This window comes from Bradyrhizobium sp. MV1.5 (assembly GCF_055807615.1).
In genome coordinates this window covers 75,307-99,355 of the sequence record NZ_JBVVPL010000012.1, presented here as the reverse complement: position 1 = coordinate 99,355, position 24,049 = coordinate 75,307, and the positions used below count along the sequence as shown (strand labels likewise).

Annotated in this window: 27 protein-coding genes; 9 read left to right on the top strand and 18 right to left on the bottom strand. The window is 62.9% G+C overall.

Annotated features, from left to right (window positions below; translation table 11 throughout):
• Nucleotides 1-33: 33 nt before the first annotated feature.
• The 5 genes from AC0L2J_RS14335 to AC0L2J_RS14315 all read left to right on the top strand — a co-directional run bounded on the left by AC0L2J_RS14335 (nucleotide 34) and on the right by AC0L2J_RS14315 (nucleotide 2,917).
• Complete coding sequence (locus AC0L2J_RS14335) at nucleotides 34-543, top strand: DUF2243 domain-containing protein (protein ID WP_473390890.1); 510 nt, start codon at nucleotides 34-36, stop codon at nucleotides 541-543.
• Nucleotides 515-679, top strand: a complete 165-nt coding sequence (locus AC0L2J_RS14330) for a hypothetical protein (protein WP_473390887.1) — start codon at nucleotides 515-517, stop codon at nucleotides 677-679. The genes AC0L2J_RS14335 and AC0L2J_RS14330 overlap by 29 nt, the downstream gene beginning before the upstream one ends.
• Nucleotides 680-716: 37 nt before the next feature.
• On the top strand, nucleotides 717-1,502 hold the full coding sequence (locus tag AC0L2J_RS14325) for a succinate dehydrogenase iron-sulfur subunit (protein WP_473390884.1): 786 nt from the start codon (nucleotides 717-719) through the stop codon (nucleotides 1,500-1,502).
• Nucleotides 1,503-1,576: 74 nt separating this feature from the next.
• Complete coding sequence (locus AC0L2J_RS14320) at nucleotides 1,577-2,056, top strand: NUDIX hydrolase (RefSeq protein ID WP_473390880.1); 480 nt, start codon at nucleotides 1,577-1,579, stop codon at nucleotides 2,054-2,056.
• The gene (locus AC0L2J_RS14315; RefSeq protein WP_473390876.1) at nucleotides 2,057-2,917 is read left to right on the top strand and encodes an SIR2 family NAD-dependent protein deacylase; all 861 of its coding nucleotides are present in this window, start codon (nucleotides 2,057-2,059) and stop codon (nucleotides 2,915-2,917) included.
• Nucleotides 2,918-2,975: 58 nt separating this feature from the next.
• Here AC0L2J_RS14315 and AC0L2J_RS14310 read toward each other — a convergent pair whose 3' ends face one another.
• Nucleotides 2,976-3,578, bottom strand: coding sequence for a NuoB/complex I 20 kDa subunit family protein (locus tag AC0L2J_RS14310; RefSeq protein WP_473390873.1), 603 nt, complete (start codon nucleotides 3,576-3,578; stop codon nucleotides 2,976-2,978).
• Nucleotides 3,579-3,804: 226 nt separating this feature from the next.
• On the opposite strand from AC0L2J_RS14310, the gene AC0L2J_RS14305 reads away from it, so the two are divergent.
• Together AC0L2J_RS14305 and AC0L2J_RS14300 are read left to right on the top strand one after the other, a co-directional pair.
• Nucleotides 3,805-4,302, top strand: a complete 498-nt coding sequence (locus AC0L2J_RS14305) for a ferritin-like domain-containing protein (RefSeq protein ID WP_026234016.1) — start codon at nucleotides 3,805-3,807, stop codon at nucleotides 4,300-4,302.
• 133 nt (nucleotides 4,303-4,435) lie between these two features.
• Nucleotides 4,436-4,696 (top strand): hypothetical protein, encoded by a 261-nt coding sequence (locus AC0L2J_RS14300; RefSeq protein WP_007613108.1) that lies wholly within the window; start codon nucleotides 4,436-4,438, stop codon nucleotides 4,694-4,696.
• A gap of 34 nt (nucleotides 4,697-4,730) precedes the next feature.
• Here the strand turns inward: AC0L2J_RS14300 and AC0L2J_RS14295 are convergent, their stop codons facing one another.
• The 15 genes from AC0L2J_RS14295 to AC0L2J_RS14225 all read right to left on the bottom strand — a co-directional run bounded on the left by AC0L2J_RS14295 (nucleotide 4,731) and on the right by AC0L2J_RS14225 (nucleotide 20,430).
• Nucleotides 4,731-5,798 (bottom strand): UDP-glucuronic acid decarboxylase family protein, encoded by a 1,068-nt coding sequence (locus AC0L2J_RS14295; RefSeq protein ID WP_473390869.1) that lies wholly within the window; start codon nucleotides 5,796-5,798, stop codon nucleotides 4,731-4,733.
• A gap of 11 nt (nucleotides 5,799-5,809) precedes the next feature.
• Nucleotides 5,810-6,934 (bottom strand): CgeB family protein, encoded by a 1,125-nt coding sequence (locus tag AC0L2J_RS14290; RefSeq protein ID WP_473390865.1) that lies wholly within the window; start codon nucleotides 6,932-6,934, stop codon nucleotides 5,810-5,812.
• Entirely contained in the window at nucleotides 6,931-8,019 is a 1,089-nt protein-coding gene (locus AC0L2J_RS14285; protein WP_473390862.1) for a CgeB family protein, read from the bottom strand. Before AC0L2J_RS14285 ends, AC0L2J_RS14290 begins: the two co-directional genes overlap by 4 nt.
• Nucleotides 8,016-9,146, bottom strand: coding sequence for a CgeB family protein (locus AC0L2J_RS14280; protein ID WP_007613096.1), 1,131 nt, complete (start codon nucleotides 9,144-9,146; stop codon nucleotides 8,016-8,018). Before AC0L2J_RS14280 ends, AC0L2J_RS14285 begins: the two co-directional genes overlap by 4 nt.
• Complete coding sequence (locus AC0L2J_RS14275) at nucleotides 9,143-10,246, bottom strand: glycosyltransferase family 4 protein (RefSeq protein WP_473390856.1); 1,104 nt, start codon at nucleotides 10,244-10,246, stop codon at nucleotides 9,143-9,145. The genes AC0L2J_RS14280 and AC0L2J_RS14275 overlap by 4 nt, the downstream gene beginning before the upstream one ends.
• Nucleotides 10,243-11,529, bottom strand: a complete 1,287-nt coding sequence (locus AC0L2J_RS14270) for a TIGR04295 family B12-binding domain-containing radical SAM protein (protein ID WP_473390852.1) — start codon at nucleotides 11,527-11,529, stop codon at nucleotides 10,243-10,245. Before AC0L2J_RS14270 ends, AC0L2J_RS14275 begins: the two co-directional genes overlap by 4 nt.
• Entirely contained in the window at nucleotides 11,526-12,590 is a 1,065-nt protein-coding gene (locus AC0L2J_RS14265) for a GDP-mannose 4,6-dehydratase (RefSeq protein WP_473390849.1), read from the bottom strand. Before AC0L2J_RS14265 ends, AC0L2J_RS14270 begins: the two co-directional genes overlap by 4 nt.
• The gene (locus AC0L2J_RS14260; protein WP_007613087.1) at nucleotides 12,590-13,702 is read right to left on the bottom strand and encodes an NAD-dependent epimerase/dehydratase family protein; all 1,113 of its coding nucleotides are present in this window, start codon (nucleotides 13,700-13,702) and stop codon (nucleotides 12,590-12,592) included. The genes AC0L2J_RS14265 and AC0L2J_RS14260 overlap by 1 nt, the downstream gene beginning before the upstream one ends.
• A 209-nt stretch (nucleotides 13,703-13,911) precedes the next feature.
• The gene (locus AC0L2J_RS14255) at nucleotides 13,912-15,117 is read right to left on the bottom strand and encodes a phosphopentomutase (RefSeq protein WP_473390843.1); all 1,206 of its coding nucleotides are present in this window, start codon (nucleotides 15,115-15,117) and stop codon (nucleotides 13,912-13,914) included.
• On the bottom strand, nucleotides 15,105-16,058 hold the full coding sequence (locus AC0L2J_RS14250; protein WP_473390839.1) for a glycoside hydrolase 5 family protein: 954 nt from the start codon (nucleotides 16,056-16,058) through the stop codon (nucleotides 15,105-15,107). Before AC0L2J_RS14250 ends, AC0L2J_RS14255 begins: the two co-directional genes overlap by 13 nt.
• Nucleotides 16,055-16,822 (bottom strand): TIGR04290 family methyltransferase, encoded by a 768-nt coding sequence (locus tag AC0L2J_RS14245; RefSeq protein WP_473390835.1) that lies wholly within the window; start codon nucleotides 16,820-16,822, stop codon nucleotides 16,055-16,057. The genes AC0L2J_RS14250 and AC0L2J_RS14245 overlap by 4 nt, the downstream gene beginning before the upstream one ends.
• The gene (locus AC0L2J_RS14240) at nucleotides 16,819-17,628 is read right to left on the bottom strand and encodes a nucleotidyltransferase family protein (protein WP_354204913.1); all 810 of its coding nucleotides are present in this window, start codon (nucleotides 17,626-17,628) and stop codon (nucleotides 16,819-16,821) included. Before AC0L2J_RS14240 ends, AC0L2J_RS14245 begins: the two co-directional genes overlap by 4 nt.
• A gap of 2 nt (nucleotides 17,629-17,630) precedes the next feature.
• Complete coding sequence (locus AC0L2J_RS14235) at nucleotides 17,631-18,734, bottom strand: CgeB family protein (RefSeq protein WP_473390832.1); 1,104 nt, start codon at nucleotides 18,732-18,734, stop codon at nucleotides 17,631-17,633.
• Entirely contained in the window at nucleotides 18,731-19,330 is a 600-nt protein-coding gene (locus AC0L2J_RS14230; RefSeq protein ID WP_473390828.1) for a histidine phosphatase family protein, read from the bottom strand. Before AC0L2J_RS14230 ends, AC0L2J_RS14235 begins: the two co-directional genes overlap by 4 nt.
• Nucleotides 19,330-20,430 (bottom strand): inositol-3-phosphate synthase, encoded by a 1,101-nt coding sequence (locus AC0L2J_RS14225; protein ID WP_007613064.1) that lies wholly within the window; start codon nucleotides 20,428-20,430, stop codon nucleotides 19,330-19,332. The genes AC0L2J_RS14230 and AC0L2J_RS14225 overlap by 1 nt, the downstream gene beginning before the upstream one ends.
• Nucleotides 20,431-20,784: 354 nt before the next feature.
• Between AC0L2J_RS14225 and AC0L2J_RS14220 the strand changes: the two genes are divergently transcribed.
• Together AC0L2J_RS14220 and AC0L2J_RS14215 are read left to right on the top strand one after the other, a co-directional pair.
• Nucleotides 20,785-21,069, top strand: a complete 285-nt coding sequence (locus tag AC0L2J_RS14220) for a hypothetical protein (protein WP_063995382.1) — start codon at nucleotides 20,785-20,787, stop codon at nucleotides 21,067-21,069.
• 38 nt (nucleotides 21,070-21,107) lie between these two features.
• Nucleotides 21,108-22,046, top strand: coding sequence for a glycosyltransferase family protein (locus AC0L2J_RS14215; protein ID WP_473390823.1), 939 nt, complete (start codon nucleotides 21,108-21,110; stop codon nucleotides 22,044-22,046).
• Here AC0L2J_RS14215 and AC0L2J_RS14210 read toward each other — a convergent pair.
• Nucleotides 22,021-22,803: a Crp/Fnr family transcriptional regulator gene (locus AC0L2J_RS14210; protein WP_473390820.1), complete on the bottom strand. Its 783-nt coding sequence runs from the start codon at nucleotides 22,801-22,803 to the stop codon at nucleotides 22,021-22,023. The genes AC0L2J_RS14215 and AC0L2J_RS14210 overlap by 26 nt on opposite strands.
• Nucleotides 22,804-23,034: 231 nt before the next feature.
• The gene (locus tag AC0L2J_RS14205; protein ID WP_473390818.1) at nucleotides 23,035-24,036 is read right to left on the bottom strand and encodes an alpha/beta hydrolase; all 1,002 of its coding nucleotides are present in this window, start codon (nucleotides 24,034-24,036) and stop codon (nucleotides 23,035-23,037) included.
• Nucleotides 24,037-24,049: the final 13 nt, after the last annotated feature.

The following is a 24,049-nucleotide window of genomic DNA, read 5'->3' as shown; positions in this document are numbered from 1 at the left end:
TCATCCAGATGCCGACCGGCGCACGAGTCATTCATGCAAGACAGCAATTCATCCAGCTTCCCGATTTCCGCGGGTGTCCTTCTCGGGCTTGGTCTGGGCGGGTTTTTCGATGGCATCGTGTTTCATCAGTTGCTGCAATGGCATCATATGTTAAGCGGCTGGTACCCGCTCGACTCCATCGACAACGTCAAGCTCAACACGACCTGGGACGGCATCTTCCACAGCGCGGCCTATGTTCTTGTGCTCCTCGGCCTGTATGTGCTGTGGCAACGGGCGCGCAGATCCGACATTCACTGGTCGCGCGGCCAGTGTCTCGGCGCGATCTTGCTCGGTTGGGGCATCTTCAATCTGGTTGAAGGCGTGATGGATCATGAGATCTTGAAGCTGCATCGGGTGAATGAGACGGTCCCTGACGAGCAGCGCATCTTCTGGGACATCGGCTTCCTGCTATGGGGTGCGGCCATGTTGGTCATCGGCGCCGCCATGTCACTCGCCGGCACGCAGGGGAGGGTCCATGCGGAAAGCAGTCTACAGGTTCGCTAGAGAGACCCCGCCGGCTCTGGTCTATGCCATTTTCATAGTGCTGCTGGTGCTGGCGATAGCACCGGTTTTTCGCATCGTGCTGTTTGGTGTGTCGCTGGACGATCTCCTGCAACTCCGTTGCTTCAATCCCAACTGATGCGGTTGTCAGCGCTTCATGTCTGCCCGGAGGTACCATGGTCGAGTTCAGGCTTCCGAAACACTCCCGCGTCGAAAAGGGAACGATCTGGCCCAAGCCGGACAGCAAATCGTTGCGCGAATTCCAGGTCTATCGCTGGAATCCCGACGATGGTCGCAATCCTCGGCTCGACACCTACTTCGTCGATATGAGCGATTGCGGGCCCATGGTGCTGGACGGTCTGATCTGGATCAAGAACAACATCGACTACACGCTGACATTCAGGCGGTCCTGCCGCGAAGGCGTGTGCGGCTCCTGCTCGATGAACATCGCCGGCCAGAACACGCTTGCCTGCACCAAGTCCATGAGCGAGGACGTCCCGCAAGGCGAGCCGCTGCGCGTCCTGCCTTTGCCGCACCAGCCCGTGGTGAAGGACCTCGTTCCGGACCTGACGAATTTCTACGCCCAGCTCGCATTGATCGAGCCTTGGCTGCAAACCGTGTCGCCCACGCCGAAGAAGGAATGGCGGCAGAGCCATGAGGATCGGGCCAAGCTCGACGGTCTCTACGAATGCATCCTCTGCGCCTGCTGCTCGACGTCTTGTCCAAGCTATTGGTGGAATTCCGAGCGTTTCCTCGGCCCGGCGGCCCTGATCCAGGCGGCGCGGTGGGTCAATGACAGCCGCGACGAAGCGACAGGCGAGCGTCTCGACAAGCTTGAAGACCCCTTCAGGATCTATCGCTGTCACACCATCCTCAACTGCGCGAAGGCGTGTCCCAAGGGCTTGAATCCGGGCGAAGCCATTTCCGGATTGCGCCTCAAGATGGTCGAACGGAAGTTCTGATCGGAGATGGACGCTCCCCGCAGAAAGGAACAATGGCTGCGGCGTAGGCTTATCGACCAAACTGGAGGCGCCCGATGGGCAAGAAACAATTCGCCGCGTTGCCGTTCACGCTGAACAATTCCGAATTGCGCGTGATGCTGATCACGACCAGGCGCAAGGGCAGGTGGAGCGTCCCGAAGGGATCGCCGATGCGCAAGACGGAGCCGCATCGTACGGCTGCGCTGGAGGCGTACGAGGAGGCCGGTCTTGTCGGCGTCACCGCAAAGCGCGCGCTCGGGTCCTTCAAGCATCGCAAGCGGAAGGGTGATCGCAAGCGGACCATGGACGTCGCCGTCTTTCCCATGAGGGTCCACGGGCAGGAGCGCTGGTGGCCGGAAAAGGGAGAGCGCGAAGCAATCTGGGTCTCGCCGAAGAAGGCGAGCCGTCTGGTGCACAAGGCGCAGCTTCGGCGTCTAATCGCACGCTTCGCGGCGCAGACGGAGAAGACCCCCTCCTCACCGTTGGTCGATGCTGTGACTCGAGGAACCCGGGTGCCCTCCAATAATTCAAGGTAGATGAACCAGCAGGCGACCGGACACGCATTCGAGGAGCGACCGCCTCGTGAGGTCCTGGCCGCTGCGGTCAAGCGGCGCTGCGCGATCCTGTTCGTCGGCGCCGGCGTCTCGATGGCTGTCGGCCTGCCGTCCTGGCAATCTCTGATCGACCATCTGCTGGATGACCTTGGACTTGAACGCAACGTGATCGATGGAATGCACGGCGGCTACCAGATGCTGGCGGAGTACTACCGGCTGAAGCGCGGCGGAATTGGCCCGCTCCGCAGCTGGCTCGACCGCAACTGGCGCGTCGACCCGGACAGGATCGCGGCCTCACGGCTCCACCAGCTGATTGTGGAGCTCGATTTTCCGACCATTTACACCACGAACTACGACCGCAACCTCGAGACGGCATTCGAGGTTCTGGAAAAGCCCTATGCCAAGATCAGCAACGCAAAGGACATTGCAAGCGCCCGTTCCGGCGTCACGCACATCATCAAGTTTCATGGCGACTTCGACGACGATGCCTCGCTCGTCCTGACCGAGACCGACTTCCTCAACCGGCTCGCGTTCGACTCGCCACTCGATATCCGGTTTCGCGCCGATGCCTTGGGCAGCACGCTGCTTTTCATCGGATACAGCATGTCCGATCCCAATATTCGGCTCCTGCTGCACCGTATTTGGCAGAGTTGGGACGAATCCGGGCACCGCCAGGACCGACCAAGGTCCTTTGTTTTCGTCACGCAGCGCAATCCGGTGCAGGAAGCGGTATTGGCGAACTGGGGCATCATCACCATAGCGCCGCCTGAAGGCGTCAGCCTGGATGATGGTATTAGCCGGCTTTTGCTGGACATCCGCCAGCGTATCGACCGAGAGACCTAACGCGGACCATGGCGCGCTGAAACGCTGATGTCCATTCAAGTCCGAGTTGGTCAGCTCACTAGCGCTCGATCGTGCCGATCCGCCGGATCTTCTTCTGAAGCAGCATCACGCCGTACAGAAGCGCCTCTGCAGTTGGCGGGCAGCCGGGCACGTAGATGTCGACAGGCACGACGCGATCGCAGCCGCGCACGACCGAGTACGAATAGTGGTAGTAACCACCGCCGTTGGCGCACGACCCCATCGAGATCACGTAGCGCGGCTCAGGCATCTGATCGTAGATTTTGCGAAACGCCGGCGCCATCTTGTTGGTGAGCGTGCCCGCGACGATGATCACATCTGACTGGCGTGGCGACGCGCGCGGCGCGAATCCGAAGCGTTCGGCGTCATAGCGCGGCATCGACATCTGCATCATCTCGACCGCGCAGCAGGCGAGCCCGAACGTCATCCACATCAGCGACCCGGTTCGCGCCCAGGTGATCAGCTCCTCCGCGCTTGCCGTGAAGAAGCCCTTGTCCGCAAGATCGTCGCGAATCGTCATGAAGAACGGATCGGAAGCGTTGTCCGGGGGTCCCTCACCGGGCCGGCCAAATCCGGGCCTGCCCGGTCCAGGCCGGCCAAGCGAAGGGCCTGAGTTGCTGACGTGCGGAGAGCTGCCTGTCATTCTTGTCCCTGAGCGCTGCGGTCGTTCGGCGATGCGACCACCCGCTCCGGGAAACAGTCATTTGTATGCGACGTTCCTGCGGCGGTAAGGGGATTTGTGTTCTGTTATCGCAGGTTAGCTTCGGGTCCGGCGGCGGGACCCAACGTTGGCATCACGGATCACCCTAGGAACGATCCACCGAAACTACGGTTGGCGGCAACAAGGCCCATGAAATGGAGAACATGAAATGACGAACGCAGCCCGCGATACATTCGTAGTCGGATTACGTAATGCGCATGCGATGGAAGTGCAGGCGCGAGAGCTGATGGAACGTCAGTCGGAACGACTGGACGAATATCCCGAGGTCAAGGCTAAGGTCGCCGCCCACCTTCAAGAGACCAACGAGCAGCTGAAGCGCTTGGAGAGATGCCTGGAAGCCTGCGGCGAGAGTACCTCCAGCCTCAAGGATACGACGCAATCCATGATGGCGAACATGCAAGCCATGGCACATTCGGTTGCCGGCGACGAGATTCTCAAGAACACATTCGCCAACAATGCCTTCGAGAATTTCGAGATCGCTGCCTACAAGTCCTTGCTCGCCCTCTGCGGCGCCGCTGGTTTCGCGGAGGCCAAGGAGCCTCTCGAGACATCGCTGAAGGAGGAGCAGCGCATGGCCGCCTGGATCGACTCAAACGTCGAGAAGGTGACAATGGAATATCTGGCGCATCAGCGCCAGGCAGCCTGATCGTACTCCATCGCCATCACGGCGAGACCGCCGGTCCCGTCTGGTGCGAGACCGGCGGGTTCGGCCGCTAAGGTTGCCTGCGCTCTCATATGGGCTCGCAGGACCGAAACCCTCTCATCCGCGTTTTGCTGTCATGGCGCACATCATCTTCAGCGACTACCGCAATCCTGCTGCCGAACAGGCCTATGAGATCGCATGGGACTTTCTCGCCCGCAGCGGGGCGATCCACGATGAGTTCGAGGCGTGCGTATTTCTCGCCCAGCGCATCACCATGATGGTCGAGGAAGGCCAGGAAAACCGGATCCGGATGGCCAATCGCGCGATCTCCGAATACCAGTACCATCTCGAGAACTTCTGCAAGCGGGCCCGCGGCGCGGCTGCTTCACGGGCTTGAGAGCTTGCGAGGGCCCGTGGGTGCTTTCCGCTGATCACTGCCGATCGGCGATCGTCAGCTGGCCGCGTGCCCCGGTACGTCCGCCCCTGCGCGGTGCAATGGCAGGAACGAGCGCCGGCGCTTCCCCGGCCATGCGCATGGCGAAATAGGCGATCGTCGCCCTGAGACCGTCTTTGAGCGCCACGCGCGGGCGCCATCCCAGCGCTCGAACGGCTGTGTCGATCACCGGTTTGCGGCGCTTTGGATCGTCCTTGGGCAACTCCTCGAACCGGAGCGGGGAAATTGAGTCCGTGTACGCCAGCACGTCGCGCGCAATAGCCTCGATGGTGACCTCGTGGGGGTTGCCCAGATTGCACGGACCGGTAATCGAGGATGGACTCTCCATGAGCAGCTGGAGGCCGCGCACGAGATCGTCGACGAAACAGAAGCTCCTGGTCTGCGTACCACCTCCATAGATCGTGATCGGCTCTCCGCGAAGTGCCTGCACGATGAAGTTGGAGACCACGCGTCCGTCATTCTCCAGCATCCGAGGTCCGTAGGTGTTGAAGATGCGCGCGACCTTGATGTCGACCCCGTACATGCGATGGTAATCGAACATCAGCGTCTCCGCGGCCCGCTTGCCCTCGTCGTAGCAGGCCCGGGGTCCGATCGGATTGACGTTGCCGAGATAGGTTTCGGGCTGGGGATGGACCTCCGGATCGCCGTAGACTTCGCTGGTCGATGCCTGCAGCACCCGGGCGCCTTTCCGCTGCGCGAGCTCAAGCATGTTGATGGTGCCGAGCACGCACGTCTTCATCGTGCCGACCGGATCTTTCTGATAGTGACGGGGCGACGCCGGGCAGGCGAGGCTGTAGATCCGGTCGATGTCGCCCTCGATCTCGGCGGGATCGCGCACGTCATGTTCGATGAAGCGAAAGTTCGGATGATTGAGCAGCGGCCGGATGTTGTCGATCCTTCCCGTAAACAGGTTGTCGAGGCAGATCACGGTGTGGCCGCGTTGCAGAAGCGCGTCGCAGAGGTGAGATCCGATGAAGCCGGCGCCGCCGGCCACCAGGACGGTGGGAGAGCGGCGGGACGCGTTGATGCGGGTCTGAAGTGTCATGGTGCTGCCTTTCAGATTTGGGCGACCTGCATGGGACGCGAGGCGGGAAGTTGCGGGGCTTTCCGGCGGCGACGGACCGATGCCTCGGCGTAGTAGGTCTCCACTTGCCGGGCGCGATGGTCGGAGGTGTGGTCGGCCAGAACGCGGCGCCGTGCGTTTTCCGCGATCGTGCGCCTTTGCTCCTCGGGCATGTCGCGCAGGATCTCCATGACGTCGCGGGGGCTCGATGCGAGCAGGATTTCCCGCGAAGGCTCGAAGACGGTCTCGATTCCAGGCCACCGGTCCGAGATGACGGGCGTGCCGCACGCGGCCGCTTCGAACAGCCGAACGCTGGGCGAGAAGCCGAGCGCGCGCATGTCGGCGCGGGTGGCGTTTAGCGTAAAGCGTTGCTCGGCGTAAAATCCCGGATGATGTCTGGGCGTGAGGTGCTCGATCCGGGCGACATTGGCGGGCCAGACCACCTCCTTGGGATATTGCGCACCGGCGACGACGAATTGCTCGCGTGACAGAGTGCGAGCAGGGGCGAGCAGCAACTGCTCCAGAACCGGCTGCCGGTCCTCGCTGTAGGTTCCGAGATAGCCTAGTGCCCATTTCTGCTCCGCGCGTTGCGGCGCGTAGATGTCGGCGTCGGCACTGCAATACAGCACCCGAGCTAGCGGACTGCCATAGTTCTCCTCGATCATGCCGGGCACCGGGCCGCCGGCAAAGGACAAATAAAGGTCGAAGCGCGGGATCATCGCAGCGGACAGGTAGTCCAGGCCCTGCTCGAGCTTCGCAAGCGTGACGGGCGTGTCGATGTCGTAGAAGGCGGTAATCCCCCGGGCATGGGTCGTGATCCATTCGGAGATCGCGATGCCTTCGGGCACGTAGGAGCCGATGACGACCAGATCGGCATCCCGGATCATCTTTCCGAAACGCTGCGGGATGTCCTTCAAGGATTGATAAAGCTCGACAGTCCAAGCGGAAGGCTTGGCAAGATCACGATGCTCGCGATACCAGGGGACGTCGCGTTCCAGAAATGTGACCTGGTGACCTCGTCGTGCCAGGGCTTCGATCAGGGCGCGGTAGGTCGTGGCATGGCCATTGCCCCAGGACGAAGTAACCGAAAGACCGACGACGACGATGGTGAGGTTCATTCTGCTGCCTCGATTCGCGAATTGCTTGCGGCAAAGAGATTGTTGAACTGGCGCGCGCGCTGCCGGTAGGTGTGATGGCTCAGAATGCGCGCACGAGCGCGCGCTGCGATCGCATGGGCCCGGTCGGGGCGCAGTGCGGAAAGATGCTCTGCGACCTCCGCCCCGCTCGCGGCCACCAGCACCTCGCGATCTGGCTCGAGAAAATGATCGATGCCGTCCCACTGGTCGGTGATCAGGCAGGCTCCGGCACCAATGGCTTCGAACACGCGTGTTGGCGGCGAGAAGCCGTAGCGCGCCATGCTGTCGCGATTGACGTTCAGCGTAGCCAGACCGGAGCCGAAGAAGGCGTTGTGGTCGCCGGTGCCGACATGCCCGACCTTGCGCAGATTGGCTGGCGTGTCTTTGGAGTCCCACCCCGATCCACCGAGCAGGAACGTCTTGTCCGGCAATTGGCGTGCGACATCGATAAAGAACCGCTCCACGCGTTGCTCGCGATCAGGGAGGCGATTTGCCAGCAAGCTCAGATCGCACGCGAAGTGTGGATTTGGCGGAGCCGGAAAGTGTGTGGCGGGGTCGAGCGCATTGTAGATCGGCACGCAGTCCCGCGCGCCGATGCCGCGATAGGCGGATACGACTGCATCGCCGCCGCCATAGGTCAAAACCATGTCGTAGGACCGGATCGCATGGCGCAGATGATGGTCTGGATTGTCCGCCACCGACTCCAGCGTCGCGGGGGCATCGACGTCCCAGTAGATGCGCATTGCATTCGACGGAATTTCGGCGACCGCGTTCTCCAGTTCCCGATCGAAGACACCGACGCCGCTGGCCTTGACCAGCATGTCGGACGACCGTGCGGCTTCGTCGAGCGAGCTTCGCCAGCCGTCGGGCGTCGCGGCATAGACCACCACCTCCGCCCAGTCGGGATCGTCGATGTCACGATGGGCCTGGCGCTCGAAAGCATCGGGCTCGAAGAATGTGACGTCGTGGCCGAGGGCGGCAATCTCCTTCAGTATGCCGCGGTAATAGGTGGCGGCACCGTTCCAGTAGGATGAGACGAGGCTGGATCCGAAGAAGCAGATCTTCATGCGGAGGCTCCGAGATATCGCAAGGGCTGTGTGGCGTGGCCTGAGGCCCTGAGGTCCTGCACGATGCCGACTAGCTGCTCCGCCCGGTGACGGCAGGTGTGACGCTCCTTGATTGTCCGGAGTCCGGTCTCCACGGTAGCGGACCATAACTCCCGGTCATCGAACAGCGTACGAAGCGCCCGCTTCATTTCGGTGCCGTCAGCGGCGCTCAGATAGGCACCTTCCGGGAACAGGCCTTCCGCGTCTGACCAAGGGGCCGAGACCAGTGGAATGCCGCACGCCATCGCTTCGAAGACGCGAATGGTTGGAATGCCCGGAAGCAAGCGGACATAGGGGCCGCGGGGAACGTGGACAGTCGCGCGCGCGCCGGCGAAAGCAATGGGAGCCCAGTGTGCGGGCAGCCAGCCGCCATACCGAATGCCTGCCGCCTGAATGGTCGCGAGCGCCGCGTCCGAATAGCGGACGCCATAGACCCCCGCGCGCAGCTTCAACTCGGCCACGGGTTCGACCAGAAATTCGTTGAGCTCGGCGCTGCGTTCGCCGTCGCCCCAATTGCCAATCCAGACGACATCGTCGGTGCGCTCGATATCTGGCAGCGGATGGTACAGGGCGATGTCGGCCGCCTCGTGCCAGGTGAAGGCCCGGTCGGCCCAGCCGAGCTTCAGATAGATTTGACGAAGGATCTCTCCGAAGGCGAGCACACCGTCGAAGCCGTCGAGGTCGAATTGCGCAAGTTCGTCCGGTGAGCTGACGGCGCGATGATGGGTGTCGTGGAACAGTAGCGTGAACGGAGCGCCGTGAGCCCGTCTCGATCCGATGTCCGCGATCAGATCAGGCGAATTCCATTCGTGGACGACGACGAGATCGGCGCCGTGCAACGCTTCATCGAGATCGAGGGAGGCGTCGTAGCGACGGATACCGATGCCGGGAAACAGCATTGGAATGTCCTCCATCGTCTGACTGCCACCCTCGCGGATCGCATTCAAGCGGCTCCAGCCGTCGATCGGCTCGAACACGACGACCTCATGACCCAGCGCGTGAAGTTCGCGGGCATAGCCGCGCAGGAAATGGGCATTGCCGTTGTTCCAGCAGGAGGTGAACGCGTGGTAGAACAGAACGCATTTCATGCGCGGACCTCCATGGGGGCGGGCGCGTGATTGACGGCAAGCAGCTCCTCGTAGAGGCTGAGATAGGCGCTCGTGGTTCGGGTCAGCGAGTAGGTCAGGGAATGCTCAAAGGCGGCACGTTGCAGCCGCACCCGCTCGCGATCGTCGGTGCACAGACCTGCGAGTGCTCGACGCAGCGCCTTGCTGTCGGTGGGATCGACGAACAGCGCCGCCCCGCTCCACAATTCCCTGAAAGTGGGAATGTCGGACAGAACGAGGGCGCATCCCGCGGCCGCGGCTTCCAGAACGGAGAGGCCGAACGGCTCATAAAGCGCGGGGCTGGCGAAGATGGCGGCGTGCTGGAAGTGCGCGCGCATGGCTTCGTGAGGCAAATGCCCGAGCCAGGTGACGGAAGCCGAAGGGTACTCGTCCGCCGGCCCGGCGACCTGAACGGGCCAGTCCAGCCCAGGCGCTGCGGCCGCCAGGACCTCGATGTTCTTGGCGCGGTCCCAGAGCCGGCCCGCCGCAAAGATCATGTCTTGCTTTCGTCCCGCGAGGCCCTGAGGGCTAATTCCATTCCAGATGACGAGCCCGCGCGAGCGAGGCCGATAGATCTCCACAATGTCATCGTGGAAGGACTGGCTGGGACAAACCCAGGCCCGTGCCGTGTCGAGTGCGGCCGTCACTCGTTCGGTGTAGCCGCGCCATTTCGGTTCGCCGAGCCAGCTCGTATCGCGGCAGGCGAGCCCCCAGGAGTTGACGCAGGAATGCGCGACGACCACCACCGGAGCGCGCCAGGCGAAGGTCGCCTCGCGAAAACTGTTGAGGTGAACGACGTCAGGCCGCATTCCGGCTTCGAGCTTCGCAAGGACGCGCCTGGCCTGGGCCAGATCTTGTCCTTCCGGGTCCTGCCATTCGAGTGCAAGGTCCGTTTCGATCAGGCGGACCCGCGAGCCACACAGCATCTCAAGCTGGCCGGCCCGCGCGCGCGGGCCCATCGTCACCAGGATGACGTCGGCGCCCTTCGCGGCAAGGGACGAAGCAAGCGATGACGAGTAAGTCCAGACGCCTCCGACGGTATCGGTCGTCATCAGGATCCTGAGCTGCGAGCTGCGGCTCATGATGCCACCTGCAGTTCGAGAACCTCGAGCGGGACCGGGCGATCGTTCTGCACGTCGCTGAACTGATCGAACATCGTGAGATAATGCCGGTGCGCGCGCTCCCAGGCGAAATCGTCGGGCTCGCCCCACAGCTTCCGATAATCCGGCGAGCCCGGATAGGGATACAGCGGGACCGGATCGTTGGCCCAGATGCCGGCATCCTGCATCGTTCGGCGCCAGCGCTGCACGACGGGGTCCTCGTCCTCGGGGACTTCGATCAAATTGGCCTGCACGAAAGGAACGTGACGGCGCGCTTCAACCAGCCGTTCGGCAAGCTGGTCGGTCGTCATCTTGCAGTTCTTGGCGAGCGCGGCGCGGCCCTCGACCGTAAGACTCTCGATGCCGGCTTCGATCGAGACGCAGCCGGCGCGGCCGAGCAGAGCCAGCATGTCCGGCTTCCAGAGGTCGATGCGGGTCTGCACCCCGAACTTCAGCCCGCGTGTGGTCAGCCCTTCCAGCAGTTCCGCGTTCGGTAGGAAAATCTCGTCGATGAAATAGACATATTCGATGCCCTGATGACGCAGGCCATCGATCTCTTCGAGAACGATGGAGGGAGGCCGCTTGCGGTAGGCGTTGCGGAAGTTCTCCTTGGCGCAGAAGGTGCAGTTGTACGGACATCCCCTGGACGACTCGACCTCGGCACCAGGCGCCTGCGGCTCCGCTTCGAAACGATGATGGTGATGGTGATGCCGCCGGATCATCTCCTCCGGCCAGTCAAGCGGCGCCTGATCCGTGAACGCGACCGCCTGCGGGCCGCCATTGACACGGAGCGATGTGCCGTCGGCGAAGCACAGGCCCGGAAAATCCCGCTCGCCATTGGCAAGACGCAGCAACGAGGCCTCGCACTCGCCCATCACGATGAAGTCGGTGCCGAGCTTTCGAAGCGCCGCTTTTGGCACAGTCGAGCCGTGGGGACCCACCGCGATGAGGATCGGAGCCAATTCGCGCACCGCCATCGCAAGCTCTTGGGGAACGCGGAGCTCGGGAGGGGCGCAGCGCCAGAACAGATAGGTCGGCGCCGTCGTGATGACGATCTGATCGGGGCCGAACGCGCGCAGCTCGGCTTCGATCTCGGCGAGAGAAAGGTCGAACATGTGGGCGTCGAGCAGCAGCGTCTTGTGCCCGGCCGCCTTCAGGTAGTGCTCGGAGATCCCGAGTTCGAGCGGAAGGTGAGGGGATCGGCAGCCGAAATAGATGCTGCCGCCAAAATCCCAGTTTGGGTTGATGAGGGCAACACGCGTCATGCCAGCGCCTCGCGGTTGCCTTGTGACGATCCGAACCGGCCGTCCAACCAGGTGTGGAGGGATCGGAGGCCGTCTGCGAACGAAATCTGAGGGGCCCAGCCGAGCGCGCTGGAGAGCGCGCGCGTGTCGGTCACGTACCAGGGCTGATCCCCAGGCCTCCAATCGGCAAAGCGATAGGCCACCTTGCGGCCGGTCAGATCGGTGATGCGGTCGATCAATTCCAGCAGACTGATCGCGTTGGCCGGACCGCCGCCGAGATTGAACACGCGTCCACGGGCGAGCGCGATGCCATCGAGCACGGCGAGCCAGGCCGAGGCCGCGTCGGAGACGTGAAGCGCATCGCGGACCTGATGGCCGTCGCCATAGATCGTCAGCTCCTTGCTGCGGATGGCGCTCAGCAGGAAATGCGCGATCCAGCCCTGATCCTCCGTGCCGAATTGACGGGGCCCATAGATGCAGCTCATGCGCATCACCACGGTCTGGAGGCCGTAGACCCGCGCATAGTCGTGGACGTATTGATCCGCCGTTCCCTTGGAGCATCCATAGGGGCTGTAGAAGTCGAGCGGCGCATTTTCCGAGATGCCGGCGGCGAGCAGGCCGCTTGTCGGCGTGTAGCGGCGGCCGGTGAGCGCGATGTCGCCATCGTCGATCAGGCGTCCATAGACCTTGTTGGTCGAGGCGAACACGATCGGCGCGGCGTTGTTGTGGAGCCGCACGGCTTCGAGCACGTTCAATGTGCCACGCGCATTGATCTCGAAATCGCCCGCCGGATCGCTCACGCTGTCGGTGACGGCGACCTGGGCGGCCAAATGCAGCACGGCGCGGGCTTCGCGTACGGCGTCGATCACCGGGATCGGCTCGCGAATATCGGCCACGGTGATTGTGACCCGGTCGCCATGCCGGGACTTCAGCCACTGCGCATTCTCCCGCACGCCGGCGCGGGCGAGATTATCCAGGATCAGCACCGGCTCGCCGCGCTCCGCGAGACGGTCCGCGAGGTTGCAGCCGATAAACCCGCAGCCGCCGGTGATCAGGACGGGTCTGTTGTCTCGTTCACTCATCACGCGACCAATCCTCGTTGCTGCAGCTCCCTGGTGGCTCGCTCCGCCTGATCGTCGGCGATCTGGTCGGCGAGATATTCCGCCAGCTCTTCGAGCCCGTCCCTGAATGCGACGCGAGGTTCGAAGCCGAGCACGTCGCGGGATTTTCCCATGTCGGCGAAACAGTGTCGGATATCCCCGGCGCGATATTTCCGCGTCAGCTCGGGCGCAATGTCGCGGCGCCCCATGACTTCGGCCAGATCCTCCGCGACCGACAGAATGGTGCGACTCTGGCCCGAGCCGACGTTGAAGACGTCCTGCGCGTGCTCCGCCTCCAGCGCCATCCGACAGGCGCGGGCGACGTCATGCACATGGACGAAGTCGCGGCGCTGCCGGCCGTCCTCGAAGACGAGGGGAGGGCGGCCGTTGAGCAGCCGGGCGGCAAAGATGGCCAGCACGCCGGTATACGGATTGGACAGGGCCTGACGCGGCCCGAACGCATTGAAGAAGCGTAGCGCCACGGTCGGGATGCCATAAGCCTTTCCCGTGATCAGGCACATGCGCTCCTGCGCATATTTGTTGAGCGCATAGATCGAGCTCAGCGAAGGCTGCTTTGTCTCCGGCGTAGGGACGGGATCGAGCGGGTTGCCGGCTGCATCGCGTAGCTCCCAATCGCCGCGGCGAAGCTGCTCGACCGCCCGCTCCTCGCAGGCGACCACGCTCTGATCGGCGCTCCGGTAAAGGCCTTCGCCGTAAATGCTCATGGACGAGGCCACCACGAGCCGCGCGACCGGGCGTTTGGATAGTGTTTGCAACAGCACGGCGGTACCGAGCTCGTTGGTTCTGACATAGGGTTCGATGTCGTACATGCTCTGGCCGACGCCGACTGCTGATGCGAGATGCAGGACCATGTCGGTGCCGCGCAACGCATGCTCGACCGCGCGAGCGTCGGTGACATCACCGACGACGAGCTCCGCGTCTTTGGCAAGATAGGCGGGACGCTGGCGGTTGCCTCCGTGGACCTGCGGCGAGAGATTGTCGAGTAGGCGGACTTCATAGCCGGCCGCCAGCAGCGCGTCGGCTGCATGCGATCCGATGAATCCCGCACCTCCAGTGATCAATACTCGCGTCATTCACCGCTCCGTGCCGCCGTGAGATCGATCCTGCGGGATCAATCCTTGATGAGAATGAAAGCGCGCTGCTGTTCTGGTCGGGCGACCGGCGCGCCAGTCACATTTGGAATTAGAAGCGATGCAAGGAATGTTCGTTCCTGCGAAACCTACAAACGAATATTTCTCTAACCTGGATCAATAACCCAGGTGAATCTGCCGGATGCAGCCAACTAGAATTGCGCGCCGTGAACCGGCGCCTGCAGGTCGAGATGGCTCGCGACCGTCGCGCCGATGTCCGCAAATCCGTCGCGCTTGCCGATCGGAGAAGTCGACCGCGCGCTCCACGCCAGGATCGGCACCTGTTCCCGCGTATGATCGGTACCGCTCCATGTCGGGTCGCAACCATGATCGGCCGTGACGATCAGGAGATCATCGTCGCGCAGGCGGTTCAGCAGATCCGGAACGCGGGTATCGAAGGTTTCCAGCGCCGCTGCATAGCCCGCGACATCTCGGCGATGGCCGTACAGCGTGTCGAAATCGATGAAATTTGCAAAGAGCATGCCGCCCTCTGCGAGGGAGGCCAGCCCATCGAGCGTGGCATCGAACAGCGCCTGGTTGCCATCGCCGCGCAGGTTCCTCCCGGTCGCGCGATGGGCGAAGATGTCGTCGATCTTGCCGATCGTGACGATGTCGCGGCCCGCGCTTTCGGCGAGATCGAGGATCGTCCGCTCCGGCGGCGGGACGGAAAAGTCCTTCCTGTGCGCTGTCCGCTTGAAGTCACCTACCGACGTGCCGATGAACGGACGTGCGATGACGCGCCCGATGTTGAGGGGATCGACCAGTCGGCGCGCAACGCGGCAGACCTCATAGAGGCGTTCGAGTCCGAACGTCTGCTCGTGCGCTGCGATCTGAAACACGCTGTCGGCCGACGTATAGCAGATCGGTTCGCCCGTCCTGATGTGAAGCTCGCCGAATTCTCCGATGATCTCGGTGCCGGAGGCGTGACAGGTCCCGAGGATGCCGGGCAGTCGAGCCTGTTCGCACAGGCGCTCCATCAGGTCGCGCGGGAAGCACGGCTTGGTTCTTGGAAAATAGCCCCAGTCGAATGGCACCGGCACGCCGGCGATCTCCCAATGGCCGGATGGCGTGTCCTTGCCTTTGGAGATCTCGCTCGCGCAGCCAAATCGCGCATGCTTAGGACGGCCATCCAGCCCCGGCGGCACGCGCCCGGTGGCGAGACGGCAAGCCTCGCCAAGGCCGAGCGCAACCAGATTGGGAAGCCGAAGCGGCCCCTCCCGGCGAGGTCCGTCGGCATTGCCGGCCATGCACATGTCAGCAATGTGGCCGACAGTATCTGCACCCTCGTCGCCATAACTGACGGCATCGGGCGCGGCGCCGATCCCGACGGAGTCCATCACCAGGATCAGGGCACGCATGTCGGCTCCGAGATGGCCGGGCGTGAACACGCTGCGGACGGCGCCAGCCCGGTTTTCGCGCAATAGCGTTCGACCATCTGTGCGCAGAAATCCGCGAACTCGTTCACGTCGAGCGGCGGGCTGGTGTGATGAGGCTCGATACCCCGATGTTCCGGGGTGAAGCAGAAGGTCACTGTGACCTGAAACTCGGCCAGCGCGTCCATCTGCCGATCGAACCAGTCGAGTGCATTGGGACGGAAGCTGTCGGCCCAGGACAGGCCGGTCCTGAGATGCTGCACGCCGAGCCGGCGCATCCAGCGCACGGCGTCATCGAGGCGGTGGTCCTCGAAGTGAAACCACTGGCACAGGCCCATCGCCGGTGCATATTGGGCGAACAGGTCCGCCGAGGCTTTCGGCGTTCCGTCCTCGCGTAGCAGGCCCATGTGAAAATGCCTGTAGTAGGACGAACCTTCAGCCTCCTTGTGCCGGGTCGTGGCCTCCCAACTCGAAGGCAGATCGTAGAGGCTGTACCAGTGAATGCGCGGAGCGCGGTCGATCAACAACTCCGCCGTTCGGGTCAGTCCCCAAGCCTGCACCTCCTCGGCGCCGAAAGACGAGACTCCCACCTCCGTTACCCAAACCGGCAGCGGGGTGACCGCCTTGATCTCGTCGAGCTTGGCCGGCCATTCCGCGATCTGCCACAAGTTCCAGTCCAGCGGAAAGCCGTGCACGGCCGCGGCATCGACATGATCGAGCACGCCGCGCGCCTGCATGTTGCGTATGAAGGACGGATCAATCGGCGATATGCCGCCAAGCACTCGCGGGAGCGTGGGATGCGCGCTGCGGATCGCCTTTCCCGCAGCGAGCGCCAGGCTCGCGAACATGGTCCAATCCGGATCGATCAGGATATCCCAGTGCGACTTGTTGTTGGGCTCGTTCCAGATCTTGGCGGCTTCGATCATCGGCCGGTCTCCCGCGACGGATAGACCGGACCTTCCACCTGCGGCCTTGTCACCCGCTTGCAGAGATAGACTTCCTCTTCCGGATGCGCTGCGATCGCAAAGCCGGCGCTGCGCAGCATGGCTTCGGCGCAAGCGCGGTTCGGCACCCACCAATTGGTGGGGTCGTCGGCATATTTGTTCTCGATGAAGTGCAGCTTTGGATAGCCCGGGGAATCGAACTGATCGGTGGTCCAAAAGTCGTAGTTCTTGTCGAGGGAATCCACGCGGCTGTCGCCGCGCTGCATCGACTGGAACAGCAGGAGATCGCCGGCCACGTGCTCGTGGATCAGGTCGAGTGCCAGCAGAGGGTGCCGCAGGTGATAGAGCACGCCCATGAAGATCACGAGATCGAACTTTTCGCGGAGTTGTCCGACATCGTAGGCTGACATCTTGCGGAATTCGATCCTGAGCCCGTTCACCTCAGCCGCGAAGCGGGCTTGCGCGAGATATTCGTCGTCGGTGTCCAGGCCGAGAACGCGCTCGGCGCCGCGCCGCTTCATCTCCATGGCGTAGAAACCGGCATTGCAGCCGATATCGAGCACGGTCTTGCCTTCGAGGCGGTCCGGAATGATCCCGGAGAAGCGTCGCCATTTCACGTTGGGATAGTCGCCAAGAAAGTGTGAAGGCGCCGTCGGCACGCCGTTCAGGTCCAGATTGTGAAACCATGGCCCGAGCGCATCGACGCGCTGGCGGATTTCCTCGCGGGAGAGGGCGCCTCTGCTCATGCGGTCACTCCATTGTTCATTGCGTGAGCCGGGCGGGCTGCCTCCGGCGAACCGCCGGCCAGCAGTCGAGAGCGTCCGTTCCCGACGGAGCTTTCAGCGAGCAACGCCATTGCCGTCCGGTAGCCGTCGATGGTGCCGACGTCGACATAGGATTCGCCGGCCTTGACGCCGAGACCCTGGCCGCCGGCCGCGATGTAGGCATTGACCAGCGTCCCGAAATATTCATCGCGGCGCTCGCGCTTCGTCCACAGCGACTGGAGCTCGCGAAATCCGTTGCCGGACATCTTGAAGGCGCCCCATATCCATTTCGATGCCGCATCCGGCTGCTTGACCTGGATCTCCGTGACGCGGTCACCGTCGAGCACGACGGCATCGAAGAACTCGGGGTGCTCGACTGGAAACAGCAGAAACGACAGGTCAGCGGCCGGCAATGCCTGCAGGGCCGCCTTTGGGAACCAGACGGTATCCGGAAGTCCGACCAGGATGTCTTCGTCGTGGCCAACCACCGTGCCTGCCCTGAACACGGCATCGCACAGCCCCGACGCATCGGGCTGCACGACGTAGGCGAGCTGGGCACTGCCATAATGATCGCCGAAATATTCGAGGATGTCCGATTTTCCGGGCGAGATCACGAAGCAGATCTTGTCCGCACCTCCAAGGATCAGCCGCTCCAGCAGATATTCGGAGACGGCGCACGGACGGTCGATGCCGTCGTCCCGTTGGCTTCCGACCGGAAGCAACTCCTTGGAGAAGGCGAGCGGCTGGATGCGGCTGCCGCGGCCCGCGGCCGGAACGATGCCCCACATGATCAGGCCTCCTCGGGTTGCTGTCGGCGCGCGCCGAAGCATGCCGTCCGCTCGAGCAGCGAAATCAGTTCGGCTGCACGCTTGTCGGATGTGTGCTGATCCATGGTCCGTTCATATGCGCGCCCGGCGATGTGCTGAAGCTCGGCGTCGGCCATCGCCAACGCAGCAAGCGTGTCCTTCGCATCGCGTGCGATCAGGATTTCCTGGCCGGGTACAAAGAATTCATCGAGTCCCGGCCAATCGTCGCTGAGGAGCGGGGCCTTGCAGGCCGCGGCTTCGAACAGGCGGCCGGAGGGACACCAGCCCATCTCCGCCATCGCGCGGCGCGTGACGTTGAGTGTCAGCCGGGACGACGCAAAGAACGACGCGTGCTCCGACGGCGGCAAGTGCTGCACGAAGTAGATGTTTGGCGACCAGGGAAAATCTTCCGGATATTGTGCACCCCCGATCAGGAAGCGCCGATCCTGCCTGTTACGTGCGGGTTCGACGAACAGAGCCTCGAGCGCGCGCTGGCGGTCCTGCGAATATGTGCCGAGATAGGACAGATCCGCACGGTAATGCGGCTGCGACGGCACGGACCGATGGATGTCCGTATCGACATGGCCGTAGAGCGGACGGACATTGCAAGCGCCGAGCCTGTCGCGAAATTCGTTGCAGATGCGGGAACCGCCGGTGAAGCTCAGGACCAGGGCGAAATCCCGCAGGCCGCGCGGCCCGATATAGGGAACGGCCTCGCCGTCTATGAGCTTCGCCAGCGTGACCGGCGTGTCGAGGTCGTAGAACACGGGCACCGCACGGCCCTCGGACAGGACGAGCTCCGTCGCGGCGATCGCGTCGGGACAATAGGAGGTCACGATCGCGACATCGGCCTCACGAATATCGCTGCGCGCCAAAGGAAGCACATCGTCCCAGTTCGAAAACAGTCGCAATTGCCCGCCAGGCAGTTCGTGCAAATCCCGCGCCCCGGCGTAATAGGGCACGTCGCGCTCGAAAAAAACGACGCTGTGGCCGGCTCGCGCGAGATGCTTGCAAAGCCCTCGCCACAAGGTGGCGTGACCGTTGCCCCAGGACGAGGAAATTGTCAGGCCGAAAATGACGATCTTCACGCTGGCACCCGCTGATTGATCCCGGTGATCTTGATTCCGCGATTGTCCACGCTGAGGGTGCTGACGCTGCCGGGGTCGATCTCGATCGAGAGGAAGTCGTCGAGCTCTTTCCGGGAATAATGCAGCAGCGCCGCGCGGATCGGTTCGGCATGGCTGACGGCGACGACGACGGTGCCGCTACCATGATCATTGCGCAACTGCTCCAGATGGGCGACGACGCGCTTCTGGAGCGACCGCATGCTTTCGCCGCCCGGCGGGCGGTTCGTTCCGCGTTGTTCGTTCCAGCGCGACCACCGGGGGTCCCGGACGAGCGCCTCGAACGACAGTCCGGTCCATTCGCCGTAGTCGAGCTCGTCGAGTGCCGGCACGATCTCGACCGGCAAGCCGAAACGCGCCGCCAGGATGCAGGCCGACTGCATGCAGCGCCGCTGCGGGCTCGACTGCACCATGCTCGGCGGCGGCGTGAAGGTATCGGCGCATCGCGCGATTTCCTCGCAGCCGAGATCATCGAGTTCTACGCCCTTCATCCGGCCGCAGAGCGTGCGGCCGAGCAGGGCATGATGCCCATGGCGGATCAGATGAATGATCTTCGCCATCAGGTATACGCCTTGTCGTCGATGAAGGCGCGCGTCCGTCGCCCGGCCTCTTCGTCCGTGAACTGCTGAGGCGGCGACTTCATGAAATAGCTCGAGGGGCCCGTCAGCGCGCCGGCCTGCCCGCGGTCCATGGCAAGCTTGGCGCAGCGGACCGCGTCGATTACGACACCCGCCGAGTTCGGGGAGTCCCAGACCTCGAGCTTGACTTCCGCGCTCAAGGGCACACCGCCGAACGTCGTGCCCTCCAGGCGGATAAAGGCCAGCTTGCGGTCGGTCAGCCACGGCACATGGTCGCTCGGGCCGACATGGATGTTGTCGGCATCCATGGGCACGTCGAACTGGCTGGTCACGGCCTGGGTCTTGGAGATCTTCTTCGACGTCAACCGCTCGCGCTCGAGCATGTTCTTGAAATCGGTGTTGCCGCCGACATTGAGCTGGTAGGTTCTGTCCAGCCGCACGCCGCGTTCGCGGAAGAGATTGGCGAGCACACGGTGCAGAATGGTGGCGCCGACCTGGCTCTTGATGTCGTCGCCGACGATCGGAAGGCCTGCATCCTCGAAACGCCGCCGCCAGTCCGGATTCGAGGCAATGAAGACCGGGATGCAATTGACGTAGCCGCAGCCGGCCTCGATCGCGCGCGCGGCGTAAAATTCGCTCGCACGCTGCGAGCCGACGGGAAGATAGGACACAAGCACGTCCGTGCGCGAGGTCGCGAGCACTTCGGAGACGTCGGCTTCCGGCACATCCGCAATCGGGACGTCGTCCTTGAGATAATGGCCGACGCCGTCCATGACCGGGCCGCGTTGGACCATGATCCCAGTGGGCGCGACGTCGGAGAAGCGGTGCGTGTTGTTCGGTGCTGCGAAGATCGCCTCGGCCACGTCGCGTCCGACCTTGCCGGCATGGACGTCAAAGGCCGACGCGACCTGAATGTCGCTGATGTGGTAGCCGCCGAGATCGGCGTTCATCAGCCCAGGCACCGGCTCATTCGATTTGGCGTCCCGGTAGTAGGAGAGCCCCTGAACGAAGGAGCTCGCACAATTGCCGACACCGACGATGCCGACGCGCACGCGCCGCCTGTCCTGAAGACGAGAATGCATGGATCGAGGCCCTCCGGAAGACGTGCAGCGTTAAGGCATGCAGTGTTGAAGACGTACTGTGTTGACGTAAGTACGTCGGCGAACGTGAGGAACGTATGTTCGTTCCTGAACTCACCCCACTAAGTCCGCCTCACGTCAGATTCCGGCCAAAAAAATTTAGCGCGCTTAACCTGGGATAGAATTCGAGGCCGTTTGGCGGGAACGAAAAGCTTCCATGATGAAGATGAAGAAGATGATGCTCCGAGAGAGCCCCACACCACGAAAGAACAAATCCTCCCGTCCGGCGTTCACGGCGAACAGTCTGACGCGACGACCTATGCGTCGCTCGCTCTTTGTCAGCCATCGAGGTGTCACATGTCATCATCACAAACCAGCGAAGCCCAGCAGACCACCAGCCACGACGTCATCCGGAAATGGGCGGAGGAGCGCGGGGGAAAGCCCGCGACGGTCAAGGCTACCGAGGAGGACGGACACGCCGGAATCCTGCGCATCGATTTCGATCCGCCCGACGCAGGTCTCGACAGGATCAGTTGGGACGAATTCTTCGCCAAGTTTGACGAGACCGGCATCGCGTTCCTTCATCAGGACCGCACCAAGGACGGCAAGGTCAGTCGCTTTCACAAATTCGTGCGTCGTTGATCGGATCACCGGGCGTTTCGGGCGGTTGGACGGAGGCGATGCGGGCAGGCGACTTCGAACGCGCCTGGGCGATCAGCGACCGCGATCTGACGATGCTTGCGTATCCACCCAAGCACACCGGGCCGCGTCATCTCCAGCGGATCTGGCGCGGCGAGGAGCTGAGGGGCAAGGATGTGCTGGTCCGCTGCTACCACGGGCTCGGCGACACCATCCAGTTCCTGCGCTTCATGCGGCCGCTTCGTGACTTCGCGCGCCGCGTCACCGTCTGGTGCCAGGGCGAGCTTCTGCCGCTGGTCGAGAGTGCGGCCGGCGTCGATCGGGCCTTCGCGCTCCATGACGGTGCACCTGAAATCGACTTCGAGGTCGATATCGAGATCATGGAGGTGCCCCATGCCATAAGGGCGAGGCGGGAGCAGGTCGAAATGCGCGCACCTTACCTGTCGTTGCCGGCCAAGGTCGAACCAGCGCTCCCGCAAGACCGAGGTCTCGAACTCTGGGGCCTTGCCGTCGGTCTGGTTTGGGAAGTCGGCAACTGGGACAAGCGAAGGACCATCCCGCCGTCCCTGTTAGGGCATCTTGCCGTTCCCGGCGTGACGCTCTGCTCACTGCAACGCGGGGCCCGAACGCGCGACCTGGCAGAGATCGGCGCGAGAGACGTCAGTACGCCTGACATTACTGTTCTCGGTCATCTCCTCCGGCGGCTCGATCTGCTCATTTGCGTCGACACCATGGTGGCCCATCTCGCGGGAGCACTCGACCGTGACGCGTGGGTCTTGTTGCATGCGGATTGCGACTGGCGCTGGCCGTCATCCGAGTCCCACTCCCTTTGGTATCCGAGCCTGCGGCTGTTTCATCAGAGGACACTAGGCAATTGGGATGACGTCCTCGGAGAGGTGCGGGAGGCTCTGATTGCACACTCCGCAAGTCTCCAGGGTGTCGTCCGAAAGGAGCTCAAGCGAGCGCAAGGTCCGCCGTAAGTGGTTTGAGACGCGAGGACGACGCATCGTCGCGGCTGGACTGAATGCCCAGGTAAGTCGGATCGAATCTTGCGAGCCGCACGAGCCCCGGCCAGTCCGTGATCGTTACCGTCTTACCCTGCCATTGCAGGAGATTGCATCGTCGCAGTTCCTGAATCGTGCGGTTGGCGTGGACCGGGGAGATGCTGCATGCTGCCGCAAGGTCCGATTGGGTAAAGGGTGACGGCAGTCTGAGATCTCTCGCCAAGCCGACGCTTTGCAGCCGGGTGGTGATCTCGCACAGCAGATGCGCCACGCGCGTCAATGCATCACGGCTACCCAGGTTCACCGTCCAGTTGCGCTGAATGGCGTGGCTGGTGAGCAGCATCAGCAGCAGTGCGCGAGACATCGCGGGCGAACGCGCGGACAAATCGTGAAAGAAGCGGTGTGGCACGAGAGCGACGATGGCAGGGCCGAGCGCGATCAGGTTGCCGTCAATACGAGGACGATAAAGCGTGTGTAGATCGGCGATGTCACCGGGAACATGGATTGACGTGATCTGCCCGTCCGCACTCTCTGCATCCTGCCACGACAGATATCCCTGAAGGAGCAGACAGCACTGGGTGGCATCGTCGCCATGCCGCAAAACGGCCTGACGCGAACTGAGATGCGCGATTGTGCTTGCCATGTCCGCGAGCAGGTGGAGATCGTCGGCCGTTACGGGAGTGAGGCTCGCCAACCGGTCGGCGAGCTTGGAGAACGCAAATCCTGCCTGCATTGGTCGCCTGACAACTCAGAACCCGTCCCCAATCTGATCGATGAAAACGACAGAGCGCATTAAACTTTGATAGTTTCACTCCATACAGGTCATTGTTTGTCTGCCCAGCATGCGCCCGGAAGTTCGGAGGGACCAACGGTCAAACGGTTCCGGAACAGTAGACGGCGCATGCGATCGTCCTCAGGGATCGGACGATTAGGGAACCGGAAGCGCGAGGAGCGCTCGATCGCGCTACTCATGCTCATATTGTTCCGAGAGAAACTGGTTGATCGCGTCGAACGCCTGCAACCGGTTCTTCTCCAGCAGAACCATGTGCGTGCCTTCGCCGATCTCGACCCATCGCCGATATCGCGCGTGCTTCAGCGAGAGGAAGAAGTCCTGCGCCGAGCTGATGGGCACGTCCCGGTCCCATTCGGCGTGAACCAGGAGCACCGGCACGCGAATGTCGCTGGCGTCGTAAAGGGCCTTGCCGGCGGCCCAGTACTCGCGGATGTCCAGGATCGGGCCGTTCACGGCACGCATGAGCGGACGAGCTCCTGGGCCGGCCTGCGGGTCCGTCGCGAGCGAGATGTTCGCCCAGAGTTCGAAGCCGCCTGCCGGAATTAGACTTGATCGCGCTGCTTCCGGCGCTGCCGAAAGCCAGCGCTCCCTGAAGTCCAGAACAGGGACGTTGCGATAGGCCCCAAGGCGGCCGCCCGCATCGATCGGAGCCGGGCCGTTCAGCAGCCACAGCGGCGCGACCAGCGCGAGCTTTACGATCTTGTCGTTATTGCCCGCCGTGTAAGCGCCGGCCACAGAGCCGCCCCAGGACATGGCGACCAGATTGAGCTGCATGATTTTGCGCTGCTTCAGAATGTAATGAACTGCGCTGGCGAGATCGCGCACGCCCACCTCGGTGCGCACGAGCGGCTCTGAGTCCTCGGGCGGCGCGTCCATTTGGGGCGGACGCGTCGATCCGCCATAGCCGCGCACGTCGAGTGCAAAGACGTCGTAGCCGTGCCCGGCGAGATAATCCATGAAGGAGATGCCACCGAGCGGCGCATCGAACAGGCTTTCCGACGAATAGGTCGCGCCATGCACCATCAGGATGGTCCGCTCGGCGGAAAACGTCGTGTGCATCGCTTGTCGCTTGTTGCGCAAGTGAAGCGAGATGCCGGCCGTGTCGCTCGGGATCATGAGATCCTCGACCATGATGTCGGATCCGTCTGCCTGCGCGTAAGTTTTCTGGTCCATGGTCGGTCTCCTT

Excerpts from the sequence above, each read along its gene's own strand:
- AC0L2J_RS14275 (WP_473390856.1), bottom strand. The coding sequence starts at position 10,246 with ATGAGCCGCAGCTCGCAGCTCAGGATCCTGATGACGACCGATACCGTC.
- AC0L2J_RS14325 (WP_473390884.1), top strand. The coding sequence starts at position 717 with ATGGTCGAGTTCAGGCTTCCGAAACACTCCCGCGTCGAAAAGGGAACG.
- AC0L2J_RS14270 (WP_473390852.1), bottom strand. The coding sequence starts at position 11,529 with ATGACGCGTGTTGCCCTCATCAACCCAAACTGGGATTTTGGCGGCAGC.
- AC0L2J_RS14240 (WP_354204913.1), bottom strand. The coding sequence starts at position 17,628 with ATGTGGGGCATCGTTCCGGCCGCGGGCCGCGGCAGCCGCATCCAGCCG.
- AC0L2J_RS14280 (WP_007613096.1), bottom strand. The coding sequence starts at position 9,146 with ATGAAATGCGTTCTGTTCTACCACGCGTTCACCTCCTGCTGGAACAAC.
- AC0L2J_RS14315 (WP_473390876.1), top strand. The coding sequence starts at position 2,057 with ATGAACCAGCAGGCGACCGGACACGCATTCGAGGAGCGACCGCCTCGT.
- AC0L2J_RS14220 (WP_063995382.1), top strand. The coding sequence starts at position 20,785 with ATGTCATCATCACAAACCAGCGAAGCCCAGCAGACCACCAGCCACGAC.
- AC0L2J_RS14320 (WP_473390880.1), top strand. The coding sequence starts at position 1,577 with ATGGGCAAGAAACAATTCGCCGCGTTGCCGTTCACGCTGAACAATTCC.
- AC0L2J_RS14225 (WP_007613064.1), bottom strand. The coding sequence starts at position 20,430 with ATGCATTCTCGTCTTCAGGACAGGCGGCGCGTGCGCGTCGGCATCGTC.
- AC0L2J_RS14305 (WP_026234016.1), top strand. The coding sequence starts at position 3,805 with ATGACGAACGCAGCCCGCGATACATTCGTAGTCGGATTACGTAATGCG.
- AC0L2J_RS14290 (WP_473390865.1), bottom strand. The coding sequence starts at position 6,934 with ATGAACCTCACCATCGTCGTCGTCGGTCTTTCGGTTACTTCGTCCTGG.
- AC0L2J_RS14210 (WP_473390820.1), bottom strand. The coding sequence starts at position 22,803 with ATGCAGGCAGGATTTGCGTTCTCCAAGCTCGCCGACCGGTTGGCGAGC.
- AC0L2J_RS14330 (WP_473390887.1), top strand. The coding sequence starts at position 515 with ATGCGGAAAGCAGTCTACAGGTTCGCTAGAGAGACCCCGCCGGCTCTG.
- AC0L2J_RS14260 (WP_007613087.1), bottom strand. The coding sequence starts at position 13,702 with ATGACGCGAGTATTGATCACTGGAGGTGCGGGATTCATCGGATCGCAT.
- AC0L2J_RS14295 (WP_473390869.1), bottom strand. The coding sequence starts at position 5,798 with ATGACACTTCAGACCCGCATCAACGCGTCCCGCCGCTCTCCCACCGTC.
- AC0L2J_RS14265 (WP_473390849.1), bottom strand. The coding sequence starts at position 12,590 with ATGAGTGAACGAGACAACAGACCCGTCCTGATCACCGGCGGCTGCGGG.
- AC0L2J_RS14230 (WP_473390828.1), bottom strand. The coding sequence starts at position 19,330 with ATGGCGAAGATCATTCATCTGATCCGCCATGGGCATCATGCCCTGCTC.
- AC0L2J_RS14255 (WP_473390843.1), bottom strand. The coding sequence starts at position 15,117 with ATGCGTGCCCTGATCCTGGTGATGGACTCCGTCGGGATCGGCGCCGCG.
- AC0L2J_RS14285 (WP_473390862.1), bottom strand. The coding sequence starts at position 8,019 with ATGAAGATCTGCTTCTTCGGATCCAGCCTCGTCTCATCCTACTGGAAC.
- AC0L2J_RS14335 (WP_473390890.1), top strand. The coding sequence starts at position 34 with ATGCAAGACAGCAATTCATCCAGCTTCCCGATTTCCGCGGGTGTCCTT.
- AC0L2J_RS14215 (WP_473390823.1), top strand. The coding sequence starts at position 21,108 with ATGCGGGCAGGCGACTTCGAACGCGCCTGGGCGATCAGCGACCGCGAT.
- AC0L2J_RS14245 (WP_473390835.1), bottom strand. The coding sequence starts at position 16,822 with ATGAGCAGAGGCGCCCTCTCCCGCGAGGAAATCCGCCAGCGCGTCGAT.
- AC0L2J_RS14310 (WP_473390873.1), bottom strand. The coding sequence starts at position 3,578 with ATGACAGGCAGCTCTCCGCACGTCAGCAACTCAGGCCCTTCGCTTGGC.
- AC0L2J_RS14205 (WP_473390818.1), bottom strand. The coding sequence starts at position 24,036 with ATGGACCAGAAAACTTACGCGCAGGCAGACGGATCCGACATCATGGTC.
- AC0L2J_RS14250 (WP_473390839.1), bottom strand. The coding sequence starts at position 16,058 with ATGATCGAAGCCGCCAAGATCTGGAACGAGCCCAACAACAAGTCGCAC.
- AC0L2J_RS14300 (WP_007613108.1), top strand. The coding sequence starts at position 4,436 with ATGGCGCACATCATCTTCAGCGACTACCGCAATCCTGCTGCCGAACAG.